Raw genomic sequence first — 20,460 nt, 5'->3', positions numbered from 1 at the left:
CATGGTCAACTTCTTCATCAATCGACCAATCTTCGCCACCGTCCTGAGTCTGCTGATGCTGCTCATCGGCGGGATCTGCGCCTTTCTCCTGCCGGTGGCGCAGTATCCCGAGATCGCTCCTCCCCAGGTCCAGGTCACCACCACCTACACCGGCGCCGATGCGTTGAGCGTCGCCAAGACCGTCACCACGCCGATCGAGCAACAGATCAACGGCACCAAGGGCCAGATCTATTTCAGCTCAGACAGCACCAGCAACGGGATCTCGACCATCATTTGCACGTTCGAGGTCGGCTACGACCAGGACATGGCGGCCGTTGACATTCAGAACCGAGTTCAGACCGCCAGTGCGCAACTGCCGCCCGAGGTCAAGCAGTACGGCGTGACGATCAAGAAGACCTCGACCGACATCGTGTGCATGGTCAACCTCGTCGATAGCTCGGATAAGGGACGATACAAATCCGACTATCTCGACAACTACGGCCAGATCTACGTGGCCGACGTGTTGAAGCGAATCTCGGGCGTCAGCGACGTCACCGTCTTTGGCCGCAGGTACGCCATGCGGATCTGGATCGACCCGAACCGCATGGCCGAGATGCGAATCGCGCCCACGGAGGTGATCCAGGCCGTCCAGCAAGAGAACCTGCAAGCCGCCGCGGGCAAGATCGGCGCCGAGCCGGTGCCCGAGGGGCAGGTGTTCGAGTTTCCGATCACGGTCAAGGGCCGGCTGGAGAAGGCGTCCGAGTTCGAGGAGATCATCGTCCGCCGCCAGGATGACGGCTCGATCGTCCGGGTCAAGGACATCGCCCGCGTCGAGCTCTCCTCGGAGAATTTCGACACGGCCTCCTACCTCGACGGCAAGCCCGCCGGCGGCATGGCCGTTTACCAGTACGCCGATGCGAATGGCCTCGCCATCGTCGAGCAGGTTCGGCACGAGATGGACCGGCTCGCCAAAGATTTTCCGCCGGGGCTCGAACACAAGATTGTTTATGATACGACTAAGTATGTCGAAGAGAATATTAGTGAGGTTGAGCACACGCTCATCGAGGCGTTTGCGCTCGTCATGATCGTGGTCTTTTTCTTTCTTCAGGGTTGGCGAGCCACCTTGATCCCGATGATGGCGATTCCGGTCTCGCTGATCGCCACCTTCGCGGCGATGGCCCTCTTCGGCTTCTCGATCAACACGCTCACCCTGGCCGGGCTGGTGCTTGCCATCGGTCTGGTGGTGGACGACGCGATCATCGTCGTCGAGAACGTTGAGAAGTACCTGGAGCGGGGTCTGCATCCGTTGGAAGCCACGCGCACGGCCATGGCTGAGATCACGGCGCCGATTGTGTCGATCACCTTGGTGCTGGGGGCCGTGTTCATCCCGGTCGCTTTCATGCCGGGGATGACCGGGCGGCTGTACAACCAGTTCGCGATGACGATTGTGTTTTCGTTTATTTTCTCCGCTTTCAACTCGCTGTCGTTCAGCCCGGCGATGTCGAGGCTCTTCCTCAGGCCCAGGCACGGCGAGGCGAAGTTCTTCCTCTTTCGCTGGTTCAACGCCGGCTTGCGCTGGCTGGAAGACTCGTACGACGCGATCCTCGAATTCACCGCCCACCACTGGTGGACGATTGTGCTTCCGTCGCTCGGCCTGCTCACCCTGACCGGCTGGATGCTCATTCAGCGGCCCAAGGCGTTCATCCCGACGGAGGACCAGGGCTACCTGCTGGTCGCGATCCAGACCCCCGATGGCACCAGCAATCAACTGACGGCCCGGGTTGTCCACCGGGTCGCGGCGATCGCTCAGGAACTGCCGGGAGTCGCGCACGTGATTGCGGTCGAGGGCCTCAACATTCTCAACAGTACGAATCAGACCAACGCCGGCATCCTCTTCGTGCCGCTCAAGCCGTGGTCGGAGCGTACGGTGGCGGAGCTGCGGGCGCCCGCCCTGACGCAGGAGCTACAGGGCCGGATCGGGGCCAAGGTCCGCGACGCGGTCGTGCTTGTGATGTCGCCGCCGCCGATCCGCGGCCTCAGCCAGGTTGGCGGCTTCGAGCTGAAGATCGAGGACCGCGCGGGCAAGGGAGTCGAGGCGCTCCAGCAGGTCATCGACCAGTTCCAGGAAGCGGCTCGCAAGCGACCCGAACTGGCCAACGTCTTCTCCACCTTCTCGGCCCGCGTGCCCCAGCTCAAGTTCGACCTCGACCGCACCAAGGCCAGGCGTCTCGACGTGCCAGTGTCCGACGTCTTTGCCACGCTCCAGACCAACCTGGGTGGGTATTACATCAACGACTTCAATCTCTACGGCAAGGTCTGGCGAGTCATGCTACAGGGCGAGGGAACCGCCCGAACCAAGCCCGAGGATATTCAGCGCCTTACCGTCCTCAATCGCCAGGGCGAGAAGGTCCTGCTCAGCTCGCTCGGCGAGACCAGATACGCGCTCGGCCCGATCGATGTGCCCCACTACAACGTCTATGCCGCCGCCAGCATCATCGGGACGCCTGCCGCCGGCTCCAGCTCGGGGCAGGCGATTGCCGCGATTGAGGAGGTCGCCTCGAAAACCTTGCCCGAAGGGTTCGGGTACGAGTGGACCGGGACGACGCTCCAGGAGCAGAAAACCGGCAATCTCTCGATCTCCATCTTTGCCCTGTCGATTGTCTGTGTTTTTCTGATCATGGCGGCCCTCTACGAAAGCTGGGTCCGGCCCATGGTCATCATCCTGACCGTTCCCCTGGCCATGTTTGGCGCCGTCGTCGGGCTCTGGCTCTACGATATGCCCCTGGACGTCTTCGGGCAGATCGGACTGGTCATGCTGATCGGCCTGGAGACCAAGAATGCGATCTTGATCGTCGAGTTCGGCGTCGAGATGCGAGAGAAACGCGGGATGAGCATCATCGATTCGGCCAAGGCGGCCGCCCGGGAGCGGCTCCGGCCGATCTTGATGACCTCGTTTGCATTCATCATGGGTGTCTTACCGATGGTGCGATCCACTGGCGCCGGGGCCTACAGCAGGAACTCGTTGGGGGTGGTGATCGTTTTCGGGATGGCCGTGAGCACCGTGCTGGGGCGGTTCGTCATCCCGGTCTACTACGTCCTGGGCGAGCGGCTCATCGATTTCGTCTCCCGCCTCCGCGGTCTCGAAGCTGCGCCGCGAGAGCCAAGGGTCGGAGATCGGGGCGATGGTCTGCCAGGTCAGCCCGATCTCCGAGCCGACGGGCCTCATCCACTGGGTGAGAGTTAACCTGTCGCCGTTGTCCGGCTCCCGCTCTCGACCGAGCTGGGAAGGCTTATCGGATCCATCTGCAGAGAGATTCAGCAATAACAAGATGGAAATAGATTCTACTTTAGTAAGTAGTCACGAAATCGAAACTGAAGAGGAGGCCTTCCGCAATGAGCACAGCTTACAACCGTTTCCCGATCGCTGAGCTACGACACGATCTCAATGCGCTCCGTCGCAACTGGTTGTGGTTTGTGGTACTGGGGATTGCCTTGATCGTGCTGGGGGGTGTCGCCCTGGCTTCCGTCGTAGTTGCGTCGCTGGCGACAGCCGTGGTAATCGGTGCGTTGATACTGATGGGTGGGGTGGGCGAGACGATCGGTGCGTTCTGGTGCCGGGGCTGGAGCGGTTTCTTCTTTCACCTTCTGTCCGGTGTGCTATCGATCGTTGTCGGCATCCTGTTTCTCAGGTCGCCGATTGGCGCTTTGCTCGCTTTGACACTGCTTCTGGCATGCCTGCTGATCGTGGGCGGCATCTTCAAGGTCATCGTTGCCTTGAGCTTCCGCTTCGCGGCGTGGGGCTGGCCACTGGTGAGCGGGATCATTGATGTGATCCTCGGCGTGATGATCTGGCAGGAGTGGCCGGCCTCGGCCCTCTGGGTGATTGGCCTGTTCATGGGGATCAGCCTGGTCTTTCGCGGGTTCAACTGGATTGGACTTGGCCTCTCGTTGCGCACGCTGCCTCGTGCGGAACTGCCCTGAGTCAAAGGTGGGAGTCGGCTCCGTCATGTCCCGTTGAGTCGGCATGACCTTGGATTGAGCCATGCGGTGGCCGGGTTGAGCGGCGTTCGTGGGGCCTTTCGCGATCGCTCAATCCGACCCGACCCGGCTTTTAGCGTCCGACTTCGGGAGATGCCGAAACTTGAACGCGGCGACTTGCAACGCCTGCGCCGCAATCAGGTACACAACCTGCCACACAATTTCTGGGCTCCGTCGGTTCCAGGGGTCGGCCGGCCGGCGGTCCGCGGGTTCCATCCCCGTCGAGGGATGACTCGCTGATTCCGTCAACGAAACCGGGCGACCATGCCGGCTGAGCATCGTTCGGAGAACGCGAGACTGATGTCATCGAAGCCACTCCCCAAGGTCTACATTGTTGGTGGCGGCTTTGCCGGCCTTGCGGCGGCCAAGGCGTTGGCCGGTGCGCCGGTCGAGTTGACGGTGATCGACCGACGCAACCACCACGTGTTCCAGCCCCTGCTGTATCAGGTGGCCACGGCCTCGCTGTCGCCGGCGGACATCAGTGCTCCGATCCGCGCGACCCTGCGCGGTCAGAAGAACTGTCAGGTTGTGATGGTCGAGGTCCTCGGTGTGGATGTCGCAAACCGGCGCTTACTCATGGAGGGGGGCCACGTCCGGTATGACTACCTCATCCTGGCGGCCGGTGCGACCCACGCCTATTTCGGCCATGACGACTGGGCTACGATCGCGCCGGGCTTGAAGAGCATCGAGGATGCCACCGAGCTCCGCCGGCGGATCCTCCTGGCTTTCGAGTCGGCCGAGTACGAAGGCAGTGCAGAGGCACGCCGTGCGGCGCTGACCTTCGGCATCGTCGGCGCGGGACCGACCGGCGTCGAACTTGCCGGCGCGATCAAGGAGATCGCCGGCAAGACGCTTCCCAAGGACTACAGACATATCGATACACGAACGACCCGCGTAATCGTTTTCCAAGGCGGGGACCGCGTGTTGCCACAGTTCGCGACTGAGCTGAGCGAACGCGCTCAACGCGACCTGGAACGCATGGGCGTTGAGGTGCGTCTGAATTCGCATGTGTCGAATGTCACGCCCGAGGGCGTCTATGTCGGCGACGAATTCACCCCGTTACGAAATGTTTTCTGGGCGGCCGGTGTCAAGGCGAGCCCGCTGGGGCAGTCGCTGGGCGTCCCGCTCGACCGCGCTGGGCGTGTGGTCGTTGGTCCGGACCTGACGATTCCGGGCCACCCGGAAGTCTTCATCACCGGTGATATGGCGGCGGCCAATTCGGCCGACACGGGAAAGTCGATCCCAGGGGTGGCCCAAGGCGGGATCCAGATGGGCGGTTACGCGGGGCAAACGATCGCAAACGAAGTGGCCGGTCGATCCCTGCCTACCGGTCGGCCGGCCTTTTCCTACTGGGACAAGGGGTCGATGGCTGTCATCGGCAAATCAAAGGCCGTTGCCCAGGTCGGCCACTGGAAATTTGGTGGCTTCTTCGCCTGGCTGATGTGGGGCGTCATCCATGTTGCGTTCCTTGTCGGCTTTCGCAATCGTATCCAAGTCTTGATAAGTTGGTTCTGGAACTGGCTACTCAACGCCCGCGACGCTCGCCTCATCACGGGCGACGCCCGCCTCGACATCCAGATTCCCCGGCCGCCTGAGTTTATTCGTGACGATCAATCTTTGACCGTGGAATCGAACGATGCGATGGCCATGGCCGGCGAACCGCGGAACTGAGAAAGAGCGAATGAACCGATGATTCTTGCGGTTTCCGCCACGGGTTGTTTGCAGTAGCACGGCCGGCCCGGCCGTAATTCCCTCGGGGTCGGCGCGCGTCTGAAGAATGGCCCTGGGCCGTGGGGATACGGCCGGGCCGGCCGAGCGACTGGCGACAGTCGGTGGCCATGCACCTAGATTGGGTAAACCAGGAGGCTTGAGCAAGCCACCAAGACTCGCGGACAGGTTTGCAGTTTTGCTAAATTCCTCAGATTTCCCAATTGAAGTGCATGGTCACTGATGGTCGTCCACTTTGGCATTGGTCCGATACAGGTTGCGTCGAAAGGTTTCTATGCGAAGCAAAGTTACAAGGTATGTGATCCTCCTGGTGTTGAGTTGCGGCCCTTTCGCGGTGCGGCACGCCGGCGCGGGGGTCACGGTGTCGGACGTCGTCAATCTGGGCGAGGTGTGCGACGCGCGGACGAGCGAGCAGGGAGCGCACGGCGGGACGCAGAGCCGGGTCTGCCGGACGTCGCACGGGACGTACGCCACTTATTTGGGGAACGACGCGAACGACAAGGCCGTGCTCCACGTCGTCCGCATCCGCGACGGGCACCCCACGCGCCTACTGACGACGCCGACGAGCGTCGCCGGCAGCAACGGCGTACACGTCGTCTGCGACGCCGACGAACAGGTGTACGTCATCGCGGCGGGGAGCAAGTTCATCGACGGCGCCGAGCGGGCGCTGCTGACAGCCTATCACGTCGACCGAAACACCGGCGCGACAACCAAATACTCGGAAACGGTCGCCTTCGGGAAGGGTTCCAGCTACGGCTATAGTTCCGTTTCGATCGACCCTGCTCGGCGGGACGTCCACGTCCTCTACAGCGGCGGCGATGCGCCCGGGTATTTCGCGTGGGTGCGTTTCGACATGGCCGGCAAACGCTGGGCGACGAAAGCGGTCGTCGCCGAACTCGCCTACCGGCATTGCTACAACTACGGTTTTGCCGACGGACGGGGCGGGATGGTCATCCTCTCCGAGCGCGACATCAGAAACGCGACGGCCGGCATCATCCCCTCGGACAAGGGGCGGAAGATCGACGCTGATTATGTCTGGGACGAGTTGCGGCTGTTCTACATCGGTGACGTCGCCAAGCCCGACTACAAAACCGTCGACGTCGAGCCGGCCGTCTACGACAAAGAGGCCGGGCTGTATCCGATCGTCCAGAACAACTGGAAGGGCGACACCTACCTCGACGCGCAGGGTCGCCTGCACGTGCTGTACTTCTCGGACGACAACAACCGCAAGCGGGGCAGTTTCAACCGCCACGCGATCTTCGATGCCGGGGGCAAGTGCATCCGCAATGCGCTTCTGCCGTTCCAGGAGGACAGCGCGATGCGCATGGCGCAGTCCACGGACGGGCGGCATTACATCATCGCCATACCGTACAGCCAGCCCGCCCGCGTGCAGGTCTGGGGTGCGACGGACGCCGAGGGTGCCGGCTACGCGCTGGAAGTCGAGAAGCGGTTAAGCAAACGCATCAAGCCCAGCTACGCCGGGCTGGCCGTCTCCTGTCCCCGCAACGGCTCCCGACAGGACGACCAGATCGACTGCCTGTTCCCCGCCGACAAGGATTACCATCACTTCACCATCCGCCTCAAAAGCGAATGAGCCACGGGTGATAACTTTTGTCCTTTATGGTGCAGTCAGTGGCCATGCACCTAAATTGGGTAACCAGGAGACTTGAACAAGCTGCCAAGACTCGCGGACAGGTTTGTAGTTTTGCTAAATTCCTCAGATTTCCCAATTGAAGTGCATGGCCACTGATGGTCCGTGTCGAGGCCCGGTGTTGAGCCGACAAATAATGCGGCCGAACGCGCCGTGCGTCATGCCGTCTGCTGGCGGAAGACGAGCTATGGCACCGACAGCGAACGGGACAGTCGGTTCGTGGAACGGATCTTAACCGTGGTGGCCAGCTGCCGATCCCAGGGCCGCGACGTGTTGGAATTTCTCACACAAGCCATCACGGCCCACCAGAATGGGTCTCAAAAGCCATCGATCCTGGGCGATGGGGCGTGAACGCTTACAGTTTCTGTACTGGGTACGCCGCTGTTCATCTTTTCGATCTACCCAAGGAAAAAAATCAGGGCCACTGATTCTATGCCATCGCGGCGAGCGTCTCATGCACTGCGAGCGATGGGTTAAATTTCCGCAAACACTTGATATGTAGCATGTTCCGGCTATCGATGCTTCGCCGATCTGCCTGGCGCTCGTTTTATGGGCTGCCGAATGTCGCATTTTGCGTTTTCGACGGCATGGATGCATTATCGGCTGGCTTCGCCCACCCGCCCGTGATAAGATCGAATTGAATCCGAATTAAACTCTCAGGAAAGCCACCCATGAACATTAACCGCGACATCCATTCCCTGACCGACTTCAAGCAACACACACCCGAATTCGTCCAGCAGTTGAAGGAGACGGGCGAACCGCTGGTGCTCACCATCAATGGTAAGGCCGAGCTAGTGGTTCAGGACGCCGCCTCGTATCAGAAATTGCTCGACCTTGCCGAAGAAGCCAAAGTGCTGGAAGGCATCCGGCAGGGTTTGGCGGATTTGAACGCCGGACGCACGCTCAGCCTCGATGACTTCAAGGAGCATGCCCGGACGAAGCACGGAATTCCCGTTTGATGTTTCGGGTCGAAATCACCGCCAAAGCACGCGACGATGCCGATGAGGCCTATGCCTGGATGGTCGAGAATATCTCTCCCGCCAACGCCGAGAAGTGGTATCAGGAGCTTTTCGAGCAGATTGAAACGCTTACGAAGCACCCGGCCCGCTGCCCGGTCGCATCGGAATCCCGCAAGTTTCCCGAAGAAATCCGCGAGCTGATCTACGGCAAGCAAAGGCATAAGCACAAATACCGGATACTTTTCACGATCCGCCAGGATGTCGTGGCCATCCTGCACGTCTACCACTCCGCAAGGAACGAGCTTGAGCCGTGATCGAGCCTTCGGAAATCCTCGACATCGCCCGAATCCTTGACCGTTGGGAAGAGATTATGGCCCGCTGTGAGGCGGGAGAAGCGTTTGTCATCGCGGTTCATGGCGAGCCGAAAGCCAGATTGGAACCGATTGCCGGAGCTGCCACCCCCGACCCGGCAATCGGTTCCCATGTGCCATGAGGGAAGCCGCAGCCATGCTGACAGAATGGAGCCAATCCCCGTCAAGAAGGCCGTTCGGTAATGTATCCCGGCTTCGTCATAACGATTGCGTCGGCGGCTGCTCCGCTTGGAAATCTGCCGCATCCGATGTTCGGGGGACATTTTCACCGAATTTCACCGGCGACGCCTATCCGGCCACAAGGCCTGCCCCTACGGTATTCTCACCGCAAATGAACAGTCGGTAGTCATGCACCTAAATTAGGTAAACCAGGAGGATTGAGCAAGCCGCCAAGACTCGCGGGCAAGTTTACAGTTTTGCTAAATTCCTCAGATTACCCAATTGAGGTGCATGGCCTCTGGTGGTCCTCTGGTGGTCCTCTGGTGGTCCTCTGGTGGTCCTCTGGTGGTCCTCTGGTGGTCCCCTCGTTGACGTCGGGAGAAACGGGTGCGGTGAAGCTCTACTCCGCAATGCCGCCAAGTTCGACCACCTTGGCCACAATGTCGAACGCCGCCCTCGGCCGAGCGAGGCGGTGGACGTTCTGGCGCATGGTGGCCAAACGTGCCGGATCGTCGAGCAGGCGATCGATCTTGTAGGCGAGAGCGGGCAGATTATTGCAGCGCAGGGCGGTCCCCTCCTCAAGGAGGTGGTCGGAGTTCCGCTCTTCTTGACCGGGGATCGGATTGACGACAACAAACACCAGACCGGAGGCCAGGGCTTCCGAGGTCGTCAACCCTCCTGGCTTCCCCACGATCAGGTCGGCCGCGGCCATGAACTCATCCATCTCCGTTGTATAGCCGATGACATGGATCTTGACCTGGGAGTCGAGCGGTCGGTCTCTCGCCAGGGCTTCCAACTCGGCTTTCCGCTCCTCGTTGCGTCCGCAACTTACCACCACCTGCGCGGGGCGTCGCAGTTTCAGAAGCGAGTTCATCAAGGCGTCGATCTTCCCGACGCCGAAGCCACCGGCCGAGATCAGCAGGACCGGCCCCTCGCGTGCCAGCCCGTGCTTGGCCCGCATGGCATCGCGATCACGAGGGCGAGAGAAGGCCGGGTCGATCGGGATCCCCGTGACGCTCAATCGTTCGGGCGGGATGCCCAGCGCCTCGAGGTGAGCGCGGGTCTCGTCGATCGCAACGAAGTAGTGAGACGTCCCGTGACAGATCCATTGAGAATGGATATCGAAGTCTGTCACGACCGTCATGACTCGGGTCGCCAGCCGTCCTCGCTCGTTCAGCCAGGTGATGATCTCGGCGGGAAGGAAGTGAGTGCAGATCGTCACATCGGGCTGCTGCTCCTCCATCATCCGGGCGAATGGCTGGGTGTTGAGTTTGTCGAACGCGAGCTGGATGTGATCGACTTGTCCGGGCTTGTCATGCCAATCATAGAGTAGACCGAGCAGCTCCGGCATCCGGTTGACTGTCTCGATATAGGCTTTGGAGTAGAGCCGGCGGAACAGAGGGTTCGTGTACTCGAGTGTGTCTAGATGCCGGACCGAGCGTGCCGCCCCCGTCTCCAGGAACGCCCGCTCGATCGCCTGCCCGGCTCGCAGGTGCCCCGCGCCCGCCGAGGCCGAGAGGATCAGCACTTTATCCAACACAGGCATTCCTCCACGGCACTCGATGGCGGCACCCTAGACGACCTTCTCAGTCATGATATCGCCGGCGCCACCAGCAGGACAGGCCCAGCGGGAAGGGGGTGAAGGTCGCGGAGAGTGTTGACGACTCGGAGAGGATGGAGAACGTATTGTCCCCAGGCGAATGTGGAGTCGAAACATTTTTCGGGCCTCACCAGATCAATCCTGAGGTCGATCAGGGCGTGGGTCGCCATCATCCTATCGGAGCGGATGACGACTCATCCCCTGGACGTGGGCAATCGGTCCGAGTCCAATGATGTGTTCAGGAGGCTATGGCGAGGTCGATGCTCCACCGGGAAGTCCCGGGCATGGATCCTATCAGGGACGGACCGACCCTGTCCGACTCGCAGAGGTGTGGCCTCCCCCCCCCTGTGGCGACCTGACCGGAGTCGACCAGTTCGATGCACCTCGTCTCGAGGTGGAGAGGATACACGCCATGGCCGTTCAGGTCGCGCGACTCTCGCTCAGGCTCTTCCCCGATCCGACGCGTGTCATTACGCGGCTCTTCTGTCCCGCGGACCCCGACCGGGTCCGGGGCCTTGTCCGACGGGTGCTGGCGATCCCCGAGGAGGAGTCCGAGCGGCTGCTGGAAGGCCTCCGGCGCGACTTCCGCATCCAGCATCCAAACCTGCTCGACCTGTTCGAGGAGCATTATCGAGAGGTGCGCAGACTCGTGCCGGACGACCTCCCGGACCCCTGTGGGGTCCATCGGAGCCTGATCGGCGCCTACTTCACAATGGAGTATGCCCTCGAGTCGGTCGCCCTGTTTAACCCCTCGATCGTCCCAGGCATGGACCAGAGCGGTGTCCCGCCAGGGGGTGTCCGGTTCCTGATAAGCCTGCGTGCCGTCGGCGAGGGCCACGTCTCCTCGATCGTCTTCCGCCGGGGTCTCATCGGCCCGGGCGGCCAGGTCGACATCGATCCGGTGCCATCGGTCAGCCGGCCCCTCAAGGCGATCGAGCCGACCAAACTCCTCAAGGTTGATTTCCGCCGCGAGCTGCAAGCTCTCGGCGCGGAGCACGGCGACGTCGATGCGGTCTTTGACAGCCTCGGCGAGCGGTTCACGACGGACGATCTCAGCCGCGCGATCGCCGCGACCCGCGAGCACCTGGCGCCGACCGGCCTGTTCGAGCGGTCGTGCGAGGCGCTGCTGACCCTGGCCCACTCCAGCTACGACCTACTTCTTCCCGAGGACCTCCTCGAGTCGGAAATCGTCATCTTTCCCCAAGCCGACCACGAGTGGCACGGGATCGAGGACCTGCGGCTCGTCCGGTTCCTCGACGACGACGGCACGACCCGCTACTACGGCACGTACACCGCCTACGACGGGAACCGCGTCTACCCCCAGCTCATGGAGTACCGGGGCGCCCGGATTGTGCGGATCACGATGATCAAGGGCCGCTGCGCCCGCAACAAGGGTATGGCCCTCTTCCCCCGCAAGATCCGCGGCCACTACGCCATGGTCTCCCGCCTGGACAACGAGAACCTCTTCTACATGGAGTCGGACGATGTCCGATACTGGGACGACGCCCGGCCCCTCCAGGTCCCGACATTCCCCTGGGACCTGGTCCAGATCGGCAATTGCGGCTCGCCGATCGAGACCGAGGCGGGCTGGCTTCTGCTGACGCACGGTGTCGGCCCGATGCGCCGGTATTCCATCGGCGCAAGCCTGCTGGACCTCGACGACCCCTCGCGCGTGATCGGCCAGACGCCCGAACCTTTGCTGGTCCCCTCGGTGGACGAGCGTGCGGGCTACGTTCCCAACGTCGTCTACTCGTGCGGTGGGATGATTCACGCCGGACGCCTGATCCTCCCCTACGCCCTCAACGACAGCTCCACCGCCTTCGCCACGATCGAGCTGGACGAGCTGCTCGCCTCGCTCCACCGGCCGTGAGCCACCCGAGTGAGGGGCACTTCCGCTCCGCCTGAAGCAAATCCTCCGGGCACGATCGTCGATGGTCTGCCGGTTCCACTCGGCGACGACGCAGGCGATGTGCCCACGGGGATGTTCTCCGGTTGGAAGCGAATGAGGAACTGTCACCGTTGCAAGGAAGGCGCATCTCGTCCGGCCGCGTCAATCTCTCCTCCGGCGACGTTCACCTTCCTGGAGATCCCCGACGCTGAATGTGCCAGTGAATGTTGGGATTAGTAGAATTGGTGCATGTGAATTATTGTGTGTCTCCCAAGAAGATCGGGTTGTCCGTCTGCCTCGGAGGCCGTAATTCGCGGGAGAAACTCGTTCCCACGCTCTGCGTGGGAATGCCGTTCTGGCCGCTCTGCGGCCCCACCCGCCCGCCGTGGAAGACGACGCGGAGCGTCGCGGACGGCATTCCCACGCAGAGCGTGGGAACGAGATCCCGGTATCCTTGCTACACTATCGATTATTATGGTAATTGTTTTATAATTAGTTGTTTTTGCGAGCAGGGCGATTTTGATTGCATGATTTGTTGGTATGAATTGGTCATTGTGCAAATGCTGTGCTCACTCCGGCCGGTGGCTGGAATGCCTGGCCTTGTTTACTCGCCAATCGGTGATTGACTTCCGATCTGACACGATTCGCGGGGAGCCGATCCGCCTGAGTTCACCGCGCTGTTGATCCCGAGGATGGGACCGGGGACGATGAACACAATGTCTCACAGTCGTTGGGCCGGAGGATCGAAACATGAGCGGTCCGAAGCAAGCAACTCCCGATTATCCCATCCATGAACTGATCGCAAAACGATGGAGCCCCTACGCTTTCGCCGGTCGGGCCGTGTCCGACGAAGACCTCCGCTCGCTGTTTGAGGCGGCGCGCTGGGCGGCCTCCTCGTACAACGAGCAGCCGTGGAGCTATATCGTGGCCACGCAGGCACACCCTGAGGAGTTCGAGCGTTTGCTCTCGTGCCTGGTCGAGGGGAACCAGGCCTGGGCCAAGTCCGTACCCGTCCTCGCCTTGGGCTGCACGAGCTTGAACTTCGCCCTCAACAATAAGCCCAATGCCGCCGCAGTCCACGACCTTGGCCTCGCCAGCGCCACTCTGACCCTGGAGGCGACGGCCCGCGGTCTCTGCGTCCACCAAATGATCGGTATTCTGCCCGAGAGGGCCCGCGAACTTTACCACATCCCGGAGGGCGTGAAGCCGATCACGGGCCTGGCGATCGGCTATGCCTCCGACCCCAATGCGCTTCCGGAAAAGTACAAAGAACGCGACATCACGCCTCGGGTGAGGAAGCCGCTGGCCGAATTCGTCTTCGGTGGTGAGTGGGGATCTGCCTTGGGCCTGGGCAAGTAATTCGCCAGTGGGCGGGCGACGGCAGTCGGCCAGCCCGATCTTCACCGGTCCGACCGCCGGCGATCCGGTGGTTGCCCAGGCACTTGGACTCAAGGCGCTGGGCAACCTCCGGCAACAGCAGGCCCAGGGGCGGGCCGACTTCGATGCCCTTCTCCCCTGCGGGGTCGCTACGGCCGCGATATTATTTCGCTCGCTCTCCTGCTCGGCCGTTTGGCGCGTTGCTCACGGCGAGGTCAGGCGGCCGCCTGTCGATTTCTCCATGCGCCCACGACCAGTTTGCTCAATTCACTCAGCCAGAGCACGGAACTGGCCACCGCGGCAGAATAGAGCCAGTCCCTGCCGCTCAGACTCGTGGTCGAAAAGGTCTGCTGGAGAAAGGGCAGGTAGATCACGCCCACGTGGAGCACGAGCGAGAGGGCAAGCGCGGCCCACAGCCACTGGTTTTCGAAGAACCCATGGAACGCGCTATTCTTATCCGAACGTGCGTTGAACACGTTGAAAAGTTGAAAGAGCATCAAGGTCGTAAACGCCATGGTCTGCCCGTATCGCAGGTCGCCGGAGCCTTCGATCAGGCCACCTGGCAGCGATCCATCGAGCACCAGCAGGGTGCCGATCGCCATGATCGCGCCGATGAAAAAGATCCGTGCCCACATCCGACTCGTGATCGCACCTTCATGACGTGGGCGTGGGGGGCGATCCATCACGTCCGGGTCCGCCGGATCCAGTCCGAGCGCCAGCGCGGGCGGGCCGTCGGTCACCAGGTTGATCCAGAGGATTTGCGTGGCCAGGAGCGGCAGGACCACTCCGTCGGAGTCTCCTTCCAGGCCGATCACTTTCGCCAGGAGCACGCCGAAGAACATCGTCAACACTTCCCCGATATTCGACGACAGCAAGTAGCGCAAGAACTTGCGGATATTCTCGAAGATGCCGCGCCCCTCCTCGACCGCGGCCACGATGGTGGCGAAGTTGTCGTCGGTCAGGACGACGTCGGCGGCCTCTTTGGAGACGTCGGTGCCCGTAATCCCCATCGCTACGCCGATATCGGCCGACTTGAGCGCCGGCGCGTCATTGACGCCGTCGCCGGTCATCGCGACGATTGCGCCGTTCTTCTGCAGGGCCTTCACGATCCGGAGCTTGTGCTTGGGATTGACCCGTGCGTAGACCGAGACTTCGCGGACGGTTCGTTCCAACTCCTCGTCCGGCATCTGTTCCAACTCTGCGCCCGTCACGGCCCGCCCGTCTGTGGAAATGCCGAGCTCGATGGCGATCACACCGGCTGTCTTGGGATGGTCGCCGGTGATCATCATCGGACGGATGCCGGCGGCTCTGGCACGAGCGACGGCCTGTTTCGCCTCCTCACGTGGAGGGTCGATCATGCCGATGAGACCCAGAAAGATCAGATCCTCCTCGACACTTGCCGTCACTTCCTTGTGGTTTTGCGACTCGTCCTCGGACAGGTCGCGGGCGGCGACCCCCAGGGTTCGTAGCGCCTCGCCGGCCAGGTCATCGTTGGCCTGGAGGATCGCCGCGCGACGCTGGTCGGTCAAAGCCGTCGGCTCTTCGCCCACCATCTCCCGCGTACAGCGCGCCAGCAGGACGTCTGGTGCGCCTTTGACAAAAACGACCAGACGCCCTCGGCGATCGGCGTCGTCATGAACCGTGCTCATCAACTTACGTTCGGAAGAGAACGGCACCTCGGCCACTCGTTTCAAGCGGAGCTCGAGTAACTCGGCTTCCAGGCCGGCCTTCCGCGCGGCGACCACGAGGGCCCCTTCTGTCGGGTCGCCCAGGACCGTCCAACGCCCCTCACGCTCCTTGAGCACAGCGTTGTTGGCGCGGTCGGCGATGGTCAGCGCCCGCTCGAATTCCACGCGGAGGGGGCCATCGATCGCCCCGCCCCCTGCACCTTGGATTTCGCCCTTGGGCTCGTATCCCGTCCCGCTGATCCGCACCTGTCCGCTCGCGGTCACCACGGCACGCACAGTCATTTCATTTTTGGTCAGGGTGCCGGTCTTGTCCGAGGCGATCACGGTGGCCGAGCCGAGCGTCTCGACGGCCGCGAGATGCCGCACAATGGCCTTGCGCTTCGCCATCCGCTGCACGCCCAGGGCGAGGACCGCGGTCACGACGGCGGGCAAACCCTCGGGAACGGCCGCGACGGCGAGAGCCACGCCCAGGATCAGGACCTCAAAGTGCTCCGAGAAACCGCGGACGTCTTCGATCAGGATGATGGTCGCGATCATCACGATCGCGATGACGACGACGATGACGCCCAGTCGTTTGCCGACGAGGTTGAGTTCCTTCTGCAACGGCGTGATTTCGTGCGGCGCTTCTTTCAGCATGCCGGCAATGCGACCCATCTCGGTCTGCATTCCCGTCGCCGTGACCACCGCTTGGCCGCGCCCGTAGGTTGCCGCCGTCCCGCTGAAAATCATGTTGTCGCGGTCGCCGATTCCGGCCTCTTCAGCCACCGGTTCCGTCTCCTTGGACACCGGCAGGCTCTCCCCCGTCAGCGCCGCTTCAGCGGTTTGCAACGCGGTGGATTGAATCAGGCGGGCGTCGGCGGGAATGGTATCTCCTTCCTCCACGAGGATGATGTCGCCGGGAACGAGTTCCGCCCCCGGCACGAGCCGTCGCTCGCCGTCGCGGATCACGGTCGCTTCCGCCGCCGACATGGCGCGAAGCGCAGCCACTGCCGCTTCGGCCCGCGATTCCTGCACATATCCGAGGATGGCGTTAAGAAGCACGATCCCAAAAATCGCCAGCGCCTCGTAGGGGAGCGCCGATTTGCGTTCGTAGAGCCACAGTGCGGCCGAGATCGCCGTCGCGATGAGCAGCAGGATGACGAGCACGTCGGTAAACTGCGCGAGGAACTTCCGCCACCCCGGCACCGGCGGTTCCGCGGTCAACTCGTTGCGACCATAATGCTCTAGTCGCGACTGGGCTTCCGACTCGCCCAAGCCGCGTCGCGGATCCGTGCCCAGTGCAGCGAGTATGGTATCGACCGGTAGATGATGCGCTGAGGTTGAAACGTCCTGCGTGGGAATAGCACTCATGAATTGGCATCCTACTTCTTTGCAACCGTGGGCGTTCAAGGTGGTTCGCAGCATCGTCGCTGGATTCAGGGTGCGTGACCGTCATCGGACGCGGGCCTTGGACAGGATTGTACCCATCCGGTTCACCGCATGCCGAGATGCGCATCAAATGAGGTAGCGAGCAAGGCGTTATGGGCAGTGGGCCGCCCATTCGAAACCCTTGAAAAGCGCAAGATGCAATTCGAATGCCGTCCCGACGCGGCCAGGCCAGAAAAATGAACCCGTCTGAGCCTGCTGGCGGGGCGTTGGGCTTCGCCTTGCCAGGCCGGGTCGACGGGTTGGGTTGTCGGGCTCGCGCTGGGGGGTGGTTAGTCCTCAGAAGTCGACCTTGTATTTCTCGACCATCTTACGCCGGAGTTCGGCGATGGAGGTTTCCAGAGCCTGCCATCGCGTGTCGAGGTCAACGCTCATCATCGCGTCCGACTGCTTCTTGATCACAGACTGGTCGTAGGCCCGGCTGTTGGTGGAGTACGTCCCGTAACCGCCGTAGGAGCCGCTCGGGGTCGAGGCCAGGACGTAGGTTTGGTTTTTCGAGTAGGAGTTGATCCCCGACGACATCTCGCGCAAGGTGCGGGCGACCTTGTCACCCCAGTCGAGGAGATCCTTGTCGACGTGGAGGATAGGAAGCTCCTCGATCTGCTTGGCATACCGGTCGTACCAGAGCTTGGTGCTTCGGTAGGTCGGGCGCTCGGTCCCTTTCAAATTTTCGATCAGGTTGGTGACCGATCGGAAGTAGCTTTGCGAGGCGCTAATGGGATCGACCGTGGACCGCGAATCCGAGGTGGATGGTTGGGCCGCCGGCTTCGGGTCGGCCTTGGTTTCGGCCGCGGTTCTTGCCCGGGGAGTAGTCGCGGGTTCGGGCGAGAGTTGGGGCGGGTGGGCCATGCTGAGGACCTTGCGCAAGGACGACTCTGAGAGGCGGCCGGTCATTTCGACGGCGGTCTTCTTGTCGAAGCTCATCGTCCAGGTCTTGATCTCGGGGAGTTCGGCCCCGTATTCCTCCAGGATGTCGAGGATCAGTGACCTGGCGACCTGGCCGGTGTAGTCGATCTCCCGTTCGAAGTCGATCCGCAGGTTCCCTTCGATTCCCTGGTCGACCTTGACGACGAGAAACGCCGATTTCACGCTGGCCAGTCGTGGCGCGAGGAGCGAGGGGTCGGTCTTGGTCTTCTTGATCACGTCGAGCGAGTCGAGCCAAGGCTGAACCATCTTGGCCGAGACCGAATCAGCCAGGTCGAATGCAAGCACGATCTGGGCGCCGGCGTCGGCCCGGAAGATCGCCCGGTCGGCGAACCCGGGCGGGAAATTTCGGGGGTGCCAGAGCGCCGACCGGACCCAGCCGACGAGGGCTTTGCGATCGGTCGGTGACGCAAAACCGAGCAGGTTGTCGGGAAAGTCGAACCAGTAGAATTCACGAGGGGTCCAGGCGACCGGCATGTTTTCGACCGTCTCGACATACCCCCCCTCACGCGCGGCGACGTTCTCCAGCTTGATCGGCACATTCCGGCGGAGTTGGATCAGACCGACCTTCCAACGTTCCTGCATCGTGTGGAAGTCCATGCCGACTGCGACGGCGAACTTGGAAACCTCCGCGGCCAGCCCGAGACCATTCTGGTGGGCCTCAAGCGCCTCTTGACGCCAGCCCTCGCGGCGGCCCATCGGGCTGTTGACGAGGCCGTCGACGTCGACAAGCATCAAGACCTCGGATTGCTCCGGGATCCGTTTGAGCAGGTCGCCGAATTTACGACTATTGCCGGGCTGGGCCCAGGCAGGGCCTGGGGATGCCGCGACCACTAGCAGGATCAACGTCAACAGAACTCGCTGGGGACTCATGAGTCGTGGCTCCTGATCGGTCGGGTCTGGGGGGAATCAATGGGAATGCATGACGTATGCCTTGGATTGAGATAATATCAGTTCAGGAATGTCATGTCCGCAGTCTGTAGCCTCGAAGGGGCAACCGTCAATAGCCAGAGGTACAAGATTTTAGAACGTATTGTTAAATCAGAATGTGTGCAGGCCCGAAGGGGCGACCGTGATTCGCCGAGGCCTGACACAGACGGTCGCCCCTCCGGGGTTGAAAAAGAACGGACTTTGCTTTCAGGACTCTCCGCAAGCGAGTGCCGTGCGACGGCATGGCTTGCCGGAACTTTTGCCATGGACTCGAACGGCGGCGGCCTGTTCCAAGCATCGTCGGCGCGTGGTGTGCGAGCAAGCGGATTCCTTGTTGGCTACGCTGAGAATCCGTCGAAGGGGCCGAGGGGTGTGCTTCTGGACGATTCGAGATCCTGGTCCGACTCCGAAGCGAAGCGGGCTTACCGCTCCTCCGAGCAGCGTGGTTCCCAGGATCGCCCGGTTGGCTGGCAGGCGATCCGGTTCTTTCCTCGCGTCCGGGTCAAGCCCTGCCGATAAGAGAGAGAGGTTGCGTTCGAAGCGAAGTAGGGAAGGGATGGCCCGTGCAAGCGACTTTCCACTCGGCCGACTCTCCGGTGCGCCCCCCTTGGCCGACGGCGGTCGGCTGGTTCGGCGCACTCATGATGGTCATGGGCCTTGCTCAACCGGCAAAGGCCCAGGTCATGTCTCTGGCGAGCCTCAAGGTGATCAATCACCGGCTCGCCGGCCGGGTGGTCGACTACACGCACAACCATGGCCAGGATCGGCGGATCTTCTCTCCAATCCTGGGAATGCCGCGCGATCTTTACCTTTACCTTCCTCCCGGGTATTCGCCGAGCAAGGCCTACCCGATGATCCTCTATCTCCACCTGGCCAACATTGACGAGCACCTCTTCGTCGGGACGGACTACCTCGTTCAGCTCGATCAGATGATCCAGCGCGGGGAGTTTCCGCCGGTCATTGTCGCCTGCCCCGATGGAACCATTGGCGGGGAGAATCGGGTCCGGGGAGCGCACTCGTTTTACGTCAACGGTTGCCAGGGCCGGTTTCAGGATCATCTCGTGCAGGAGGTCCTGCCGTTTCTGTTGCGCTGTTACTCGATCCGGCCGGAGCGAGAGGCCCATGCCGTGTTCGGCCTGTCGGGGGGAGGTTTCGGTGCGCTCAATCTGGCGCTCAAGGATCGCGCCTTCTTCGGAACGGTGGTCACGTTGGCCGGTCCGGCCAACCTCCGCTACACCACTTGCAACCGGGATTCCCTCGCCCCTTTTGACCCTGCGACCTATCGCTGGAACGATCACTACGACCCGAAGCAGATCGTCGGCCGGTTCTATTGCGACCTGAAGCCGGTGCGTGCGGAGAAGTACGTCACCCCTGTCTTCGGCGCAGGGCCGGGCGTCCACGACTGGATCTCTCGCGAGAATCCGGCGGACCTCATTTTCACGACCAACCTCCAGCCGGGGCAGCTCGACATCTATTTAAACTTTCCCGGCGATGATAACTATAACTTCGATGACCAGGCTCGATCGTTTGCCTGGCTCGCCGCCCAGAAGGGGGTTGAGGTCACCCTGGAGGAGGCCCCCAACGGGCATCATAATCTCCCCTACTTTCACGCCAATCACGTCTCGGCCTATCGCTGGCTGAGCCGCCACCTGCTCCCTCCCGTCTCTCTCGTCCCCGCCGGGGGTTGACCGACCCCTATTCCGTTCGCCGTTCGCCCGTTCGGTTCCTCGGGCACCGATTTTT

Annotated in this window: 14 protein-coding genes and 1 pseudogene; 12 read left to right on the top strand and 3 right to left on the bottom strand. The window is 62.0% G+C overall.

Annotated features, from left to right (window positions below; genetic code table 11):
- Window position 1: 1 nt before the first annotated feature.
- From V5E97_RS00820 to V5E97_RS00785, 8 genes and pseudogenes are all read left to right on the top strand, one after another.
- Window positions 2-3,223, top strand: coding sequence for an efflux RND transporter permease subunit (locus V5E97_RS00820; protein WP_406697368.1), 3,222 nt, complete (start codon window positions 2-4; stop codon window positions 3,221-3,223).
- Between the two features lie 149 nt (window positions 3,224-3,372).
- Complete coding sequence (locus V5E97_RS00815) at window positions 3,373-3,960, top strand: HdeD family acid-resistance protein (RefSeq protein ID WP_406697366.1); 588 nt, start codon at window positions 3,373-3,375, stop codon at window positions 3,958-3,960.
- 357 nt (window positions 3,961-4,317) lie between these two features.
- Complete coding sequence (locus V5E97_RS00810; protein WP_406697365.1) at window positions 4,318-5,688, top strand: NAD(P)/FAD-dependent oxidoreductase; 1,371 nt, start codon at window positions 4,318-4,320, stop codon at window positions 5,686-5,688.
- A 355-nt stretch (window positions 5,689-6,043) separates the two neighbouring features.
- Window positions 6,044-7,339, top strand: coding sequence for a hypothetical protein (locus V5E97_RS00805; RefSeq protein WP_406697364.1), 1,296 nt, complete (start codon window positions 6,044-6,046; stop codon window positions 7,337-7,339).
- A gap of 168 nt (window positions 7,340-7,507) precedes the next feature.
- Window positions 7,508-7,747: pseudogene (locus V5E97_RS00800) on the top strand (IS66 family transposase); the annotation flags it as partial.
- Window positions 7,748-8,067: 320 nt separating this feature from the next.
- Entirely contained in the window at window positions 8,068-8,355 is a 288-nt protein-coding gene (locus V5E97_RS00795) for a type II toxin-antitoxin system Phd/YefM family antitoxin (protein WP_406697362.1), read from the top strand.
- Complete coding sequence (locus tag V5E97_RS00790) at window positions 8,355-8,669, top strand: type II toxin-antitoxin system RelE/ParE family toxin (RefSeq protein WP_406697361.1); 315 nt, start codon at window positions 8,355-8,357, stop codon at window positions 8,667-8,669. The genes V5E97_RS00795 and V5E97_RS00790 overlap by 1 nt, the downstream gene beginning before the upstream one ends.
- Complete coding sequence (locus V5E97_RS00785) at window positions 8,666-8,848, top strand: hypothetical protein (protein ID WP_406697359.1); 183 nt, start codon at window positions 8,666-8,668, stop codon at window positions 8,846-8,848. Before V5E97_RS00790 ends, V5E97_RS00785 begins: the two co-directional genes overlap by 4 nt.
- Window positions 8,849-9,285: 437 nt before the next feature.
- Here V5E97_RS00785 and V5E97_RS00780 read toward each other — a convergent pair whose 3' ends face one another.
- Window positions 9,286-10,431, bottom strand: a complete 1,146-nt coding sequence (locus tag V5E97_RS00780) for an MGDG synthase family glycosyltransferase (protein WP_406697358.1) — start codon at window positions 10,429-10,431, stop codon at window positions 9,286-9,288.
- 466 nt (window positions 10,432-10,897) lie between these two features.
- On the opposite strand from V5E97_RS00780, the gene V5E97_RS00775 reads away from it, so the two are divergent.
- Window positions 10,898-12,355: a glycoside hydrolase family 130 protein gene (locus tag V5E97_RS00775; RefSeq protein ID WP_406697356.1), complete on the top strand. Its 1,458-nt coding sequence runs from the start codon at window positions 10,898-10,900 to the stop codon at window positions 12,353-12,355.
- A gap of 768 nt (window positions 12,356-13,123) precedes the next feature.
- The gene (locus V5E97_RS00770; protein ID WP_406697355.1) at window positions 13,124-13,732 is read left to right on the top strand and encodes a nitroreductase family protein; all 609 of its coding nucleotides are present in this window, start codon (window positions 13,124-13,126) and stop codon (window positions 13,730-13,732) included.
- 233 nt (window positions 13,733-13,965) lie between these two features.
- Here the strand turns inward: V5E97_RS00770 and V5E97_RS00765 are convergent, their stop codons facing one another.
- Together V5E97_RS00765 and V5E97_RS00760 are read right to left on the bottom strand one after the other, a co-directional pair.
- Window positions 13,966-16,788 carry a cation-translocating P-type ATPase gene (locus tag V5E97_RS00765; protein WP_406697353.1) on the bottom strand — a complete coding sequence of 941 codons (2,823 nt, stop codon included), beginning with the start codon at window positions 16,786-16,788 and terminating at the stop codon, window positions 13,966-13,968.
- A gap of 354 nt (window positions 16,789-17,142) precedes the next feature.
- A complete protein-coding gene (locus V5E97_RS00760) occupies window positions 17,143-18,660 on the bottom strand; it encodes a hypothetical protein (protein ID WP_406697351.1) in 1,518 nt (505 codons plus the stop codon).
- Between the two features lie 321 nt (window positions 18,661-18,981).
- Here V5E97_RS00760 and V5E97_RS00755 point away from each other — a divergent pair, with 321 nt between their 5' ends.
- The gene (locus V5E97_RS00755; RefSeq protein WP_406697349.1) at window positions 18,982-19,236 is read left to right on the top strand and encodes a hypothetical protein; all 255 of its coding nucleotides are present in this window, start codon (window positions 18,982-18,984) and stop codon (window positions 19,234-19,236) included.
- A 44-nt stretch (window positions 19,237-19,280) separates the two neighbouring features.
- Window positions 19,281-20,405 (top strand): alpha/beta hydrolase, encoded by a 1,125-nt coding sequence (locus V5E97_RS00750; RefSeq protein WP_406697348.1) that lies wholly within the window; start codon window positions 19,281-19,283, stop codon window positions 20,403-20,405.
- The last annotated feature ends 55 nt before the right edge of the window (window positions 20,406-20,460 follow it).

The sequence above is a fragment of the Singulisphaera photorubra genome, assembly GCF_045290345.1.
Lineage (GTDB): Bacteria > Planctomycetota > Planctomycetia > Isosphaerales > Isosphaeraceae > Singulisphaera.
The sequence above is the reverse complement of the archived record's forward strand: the minus strand, read 5'-3'. Positions and strand labels throughout refer to the sequence as shown.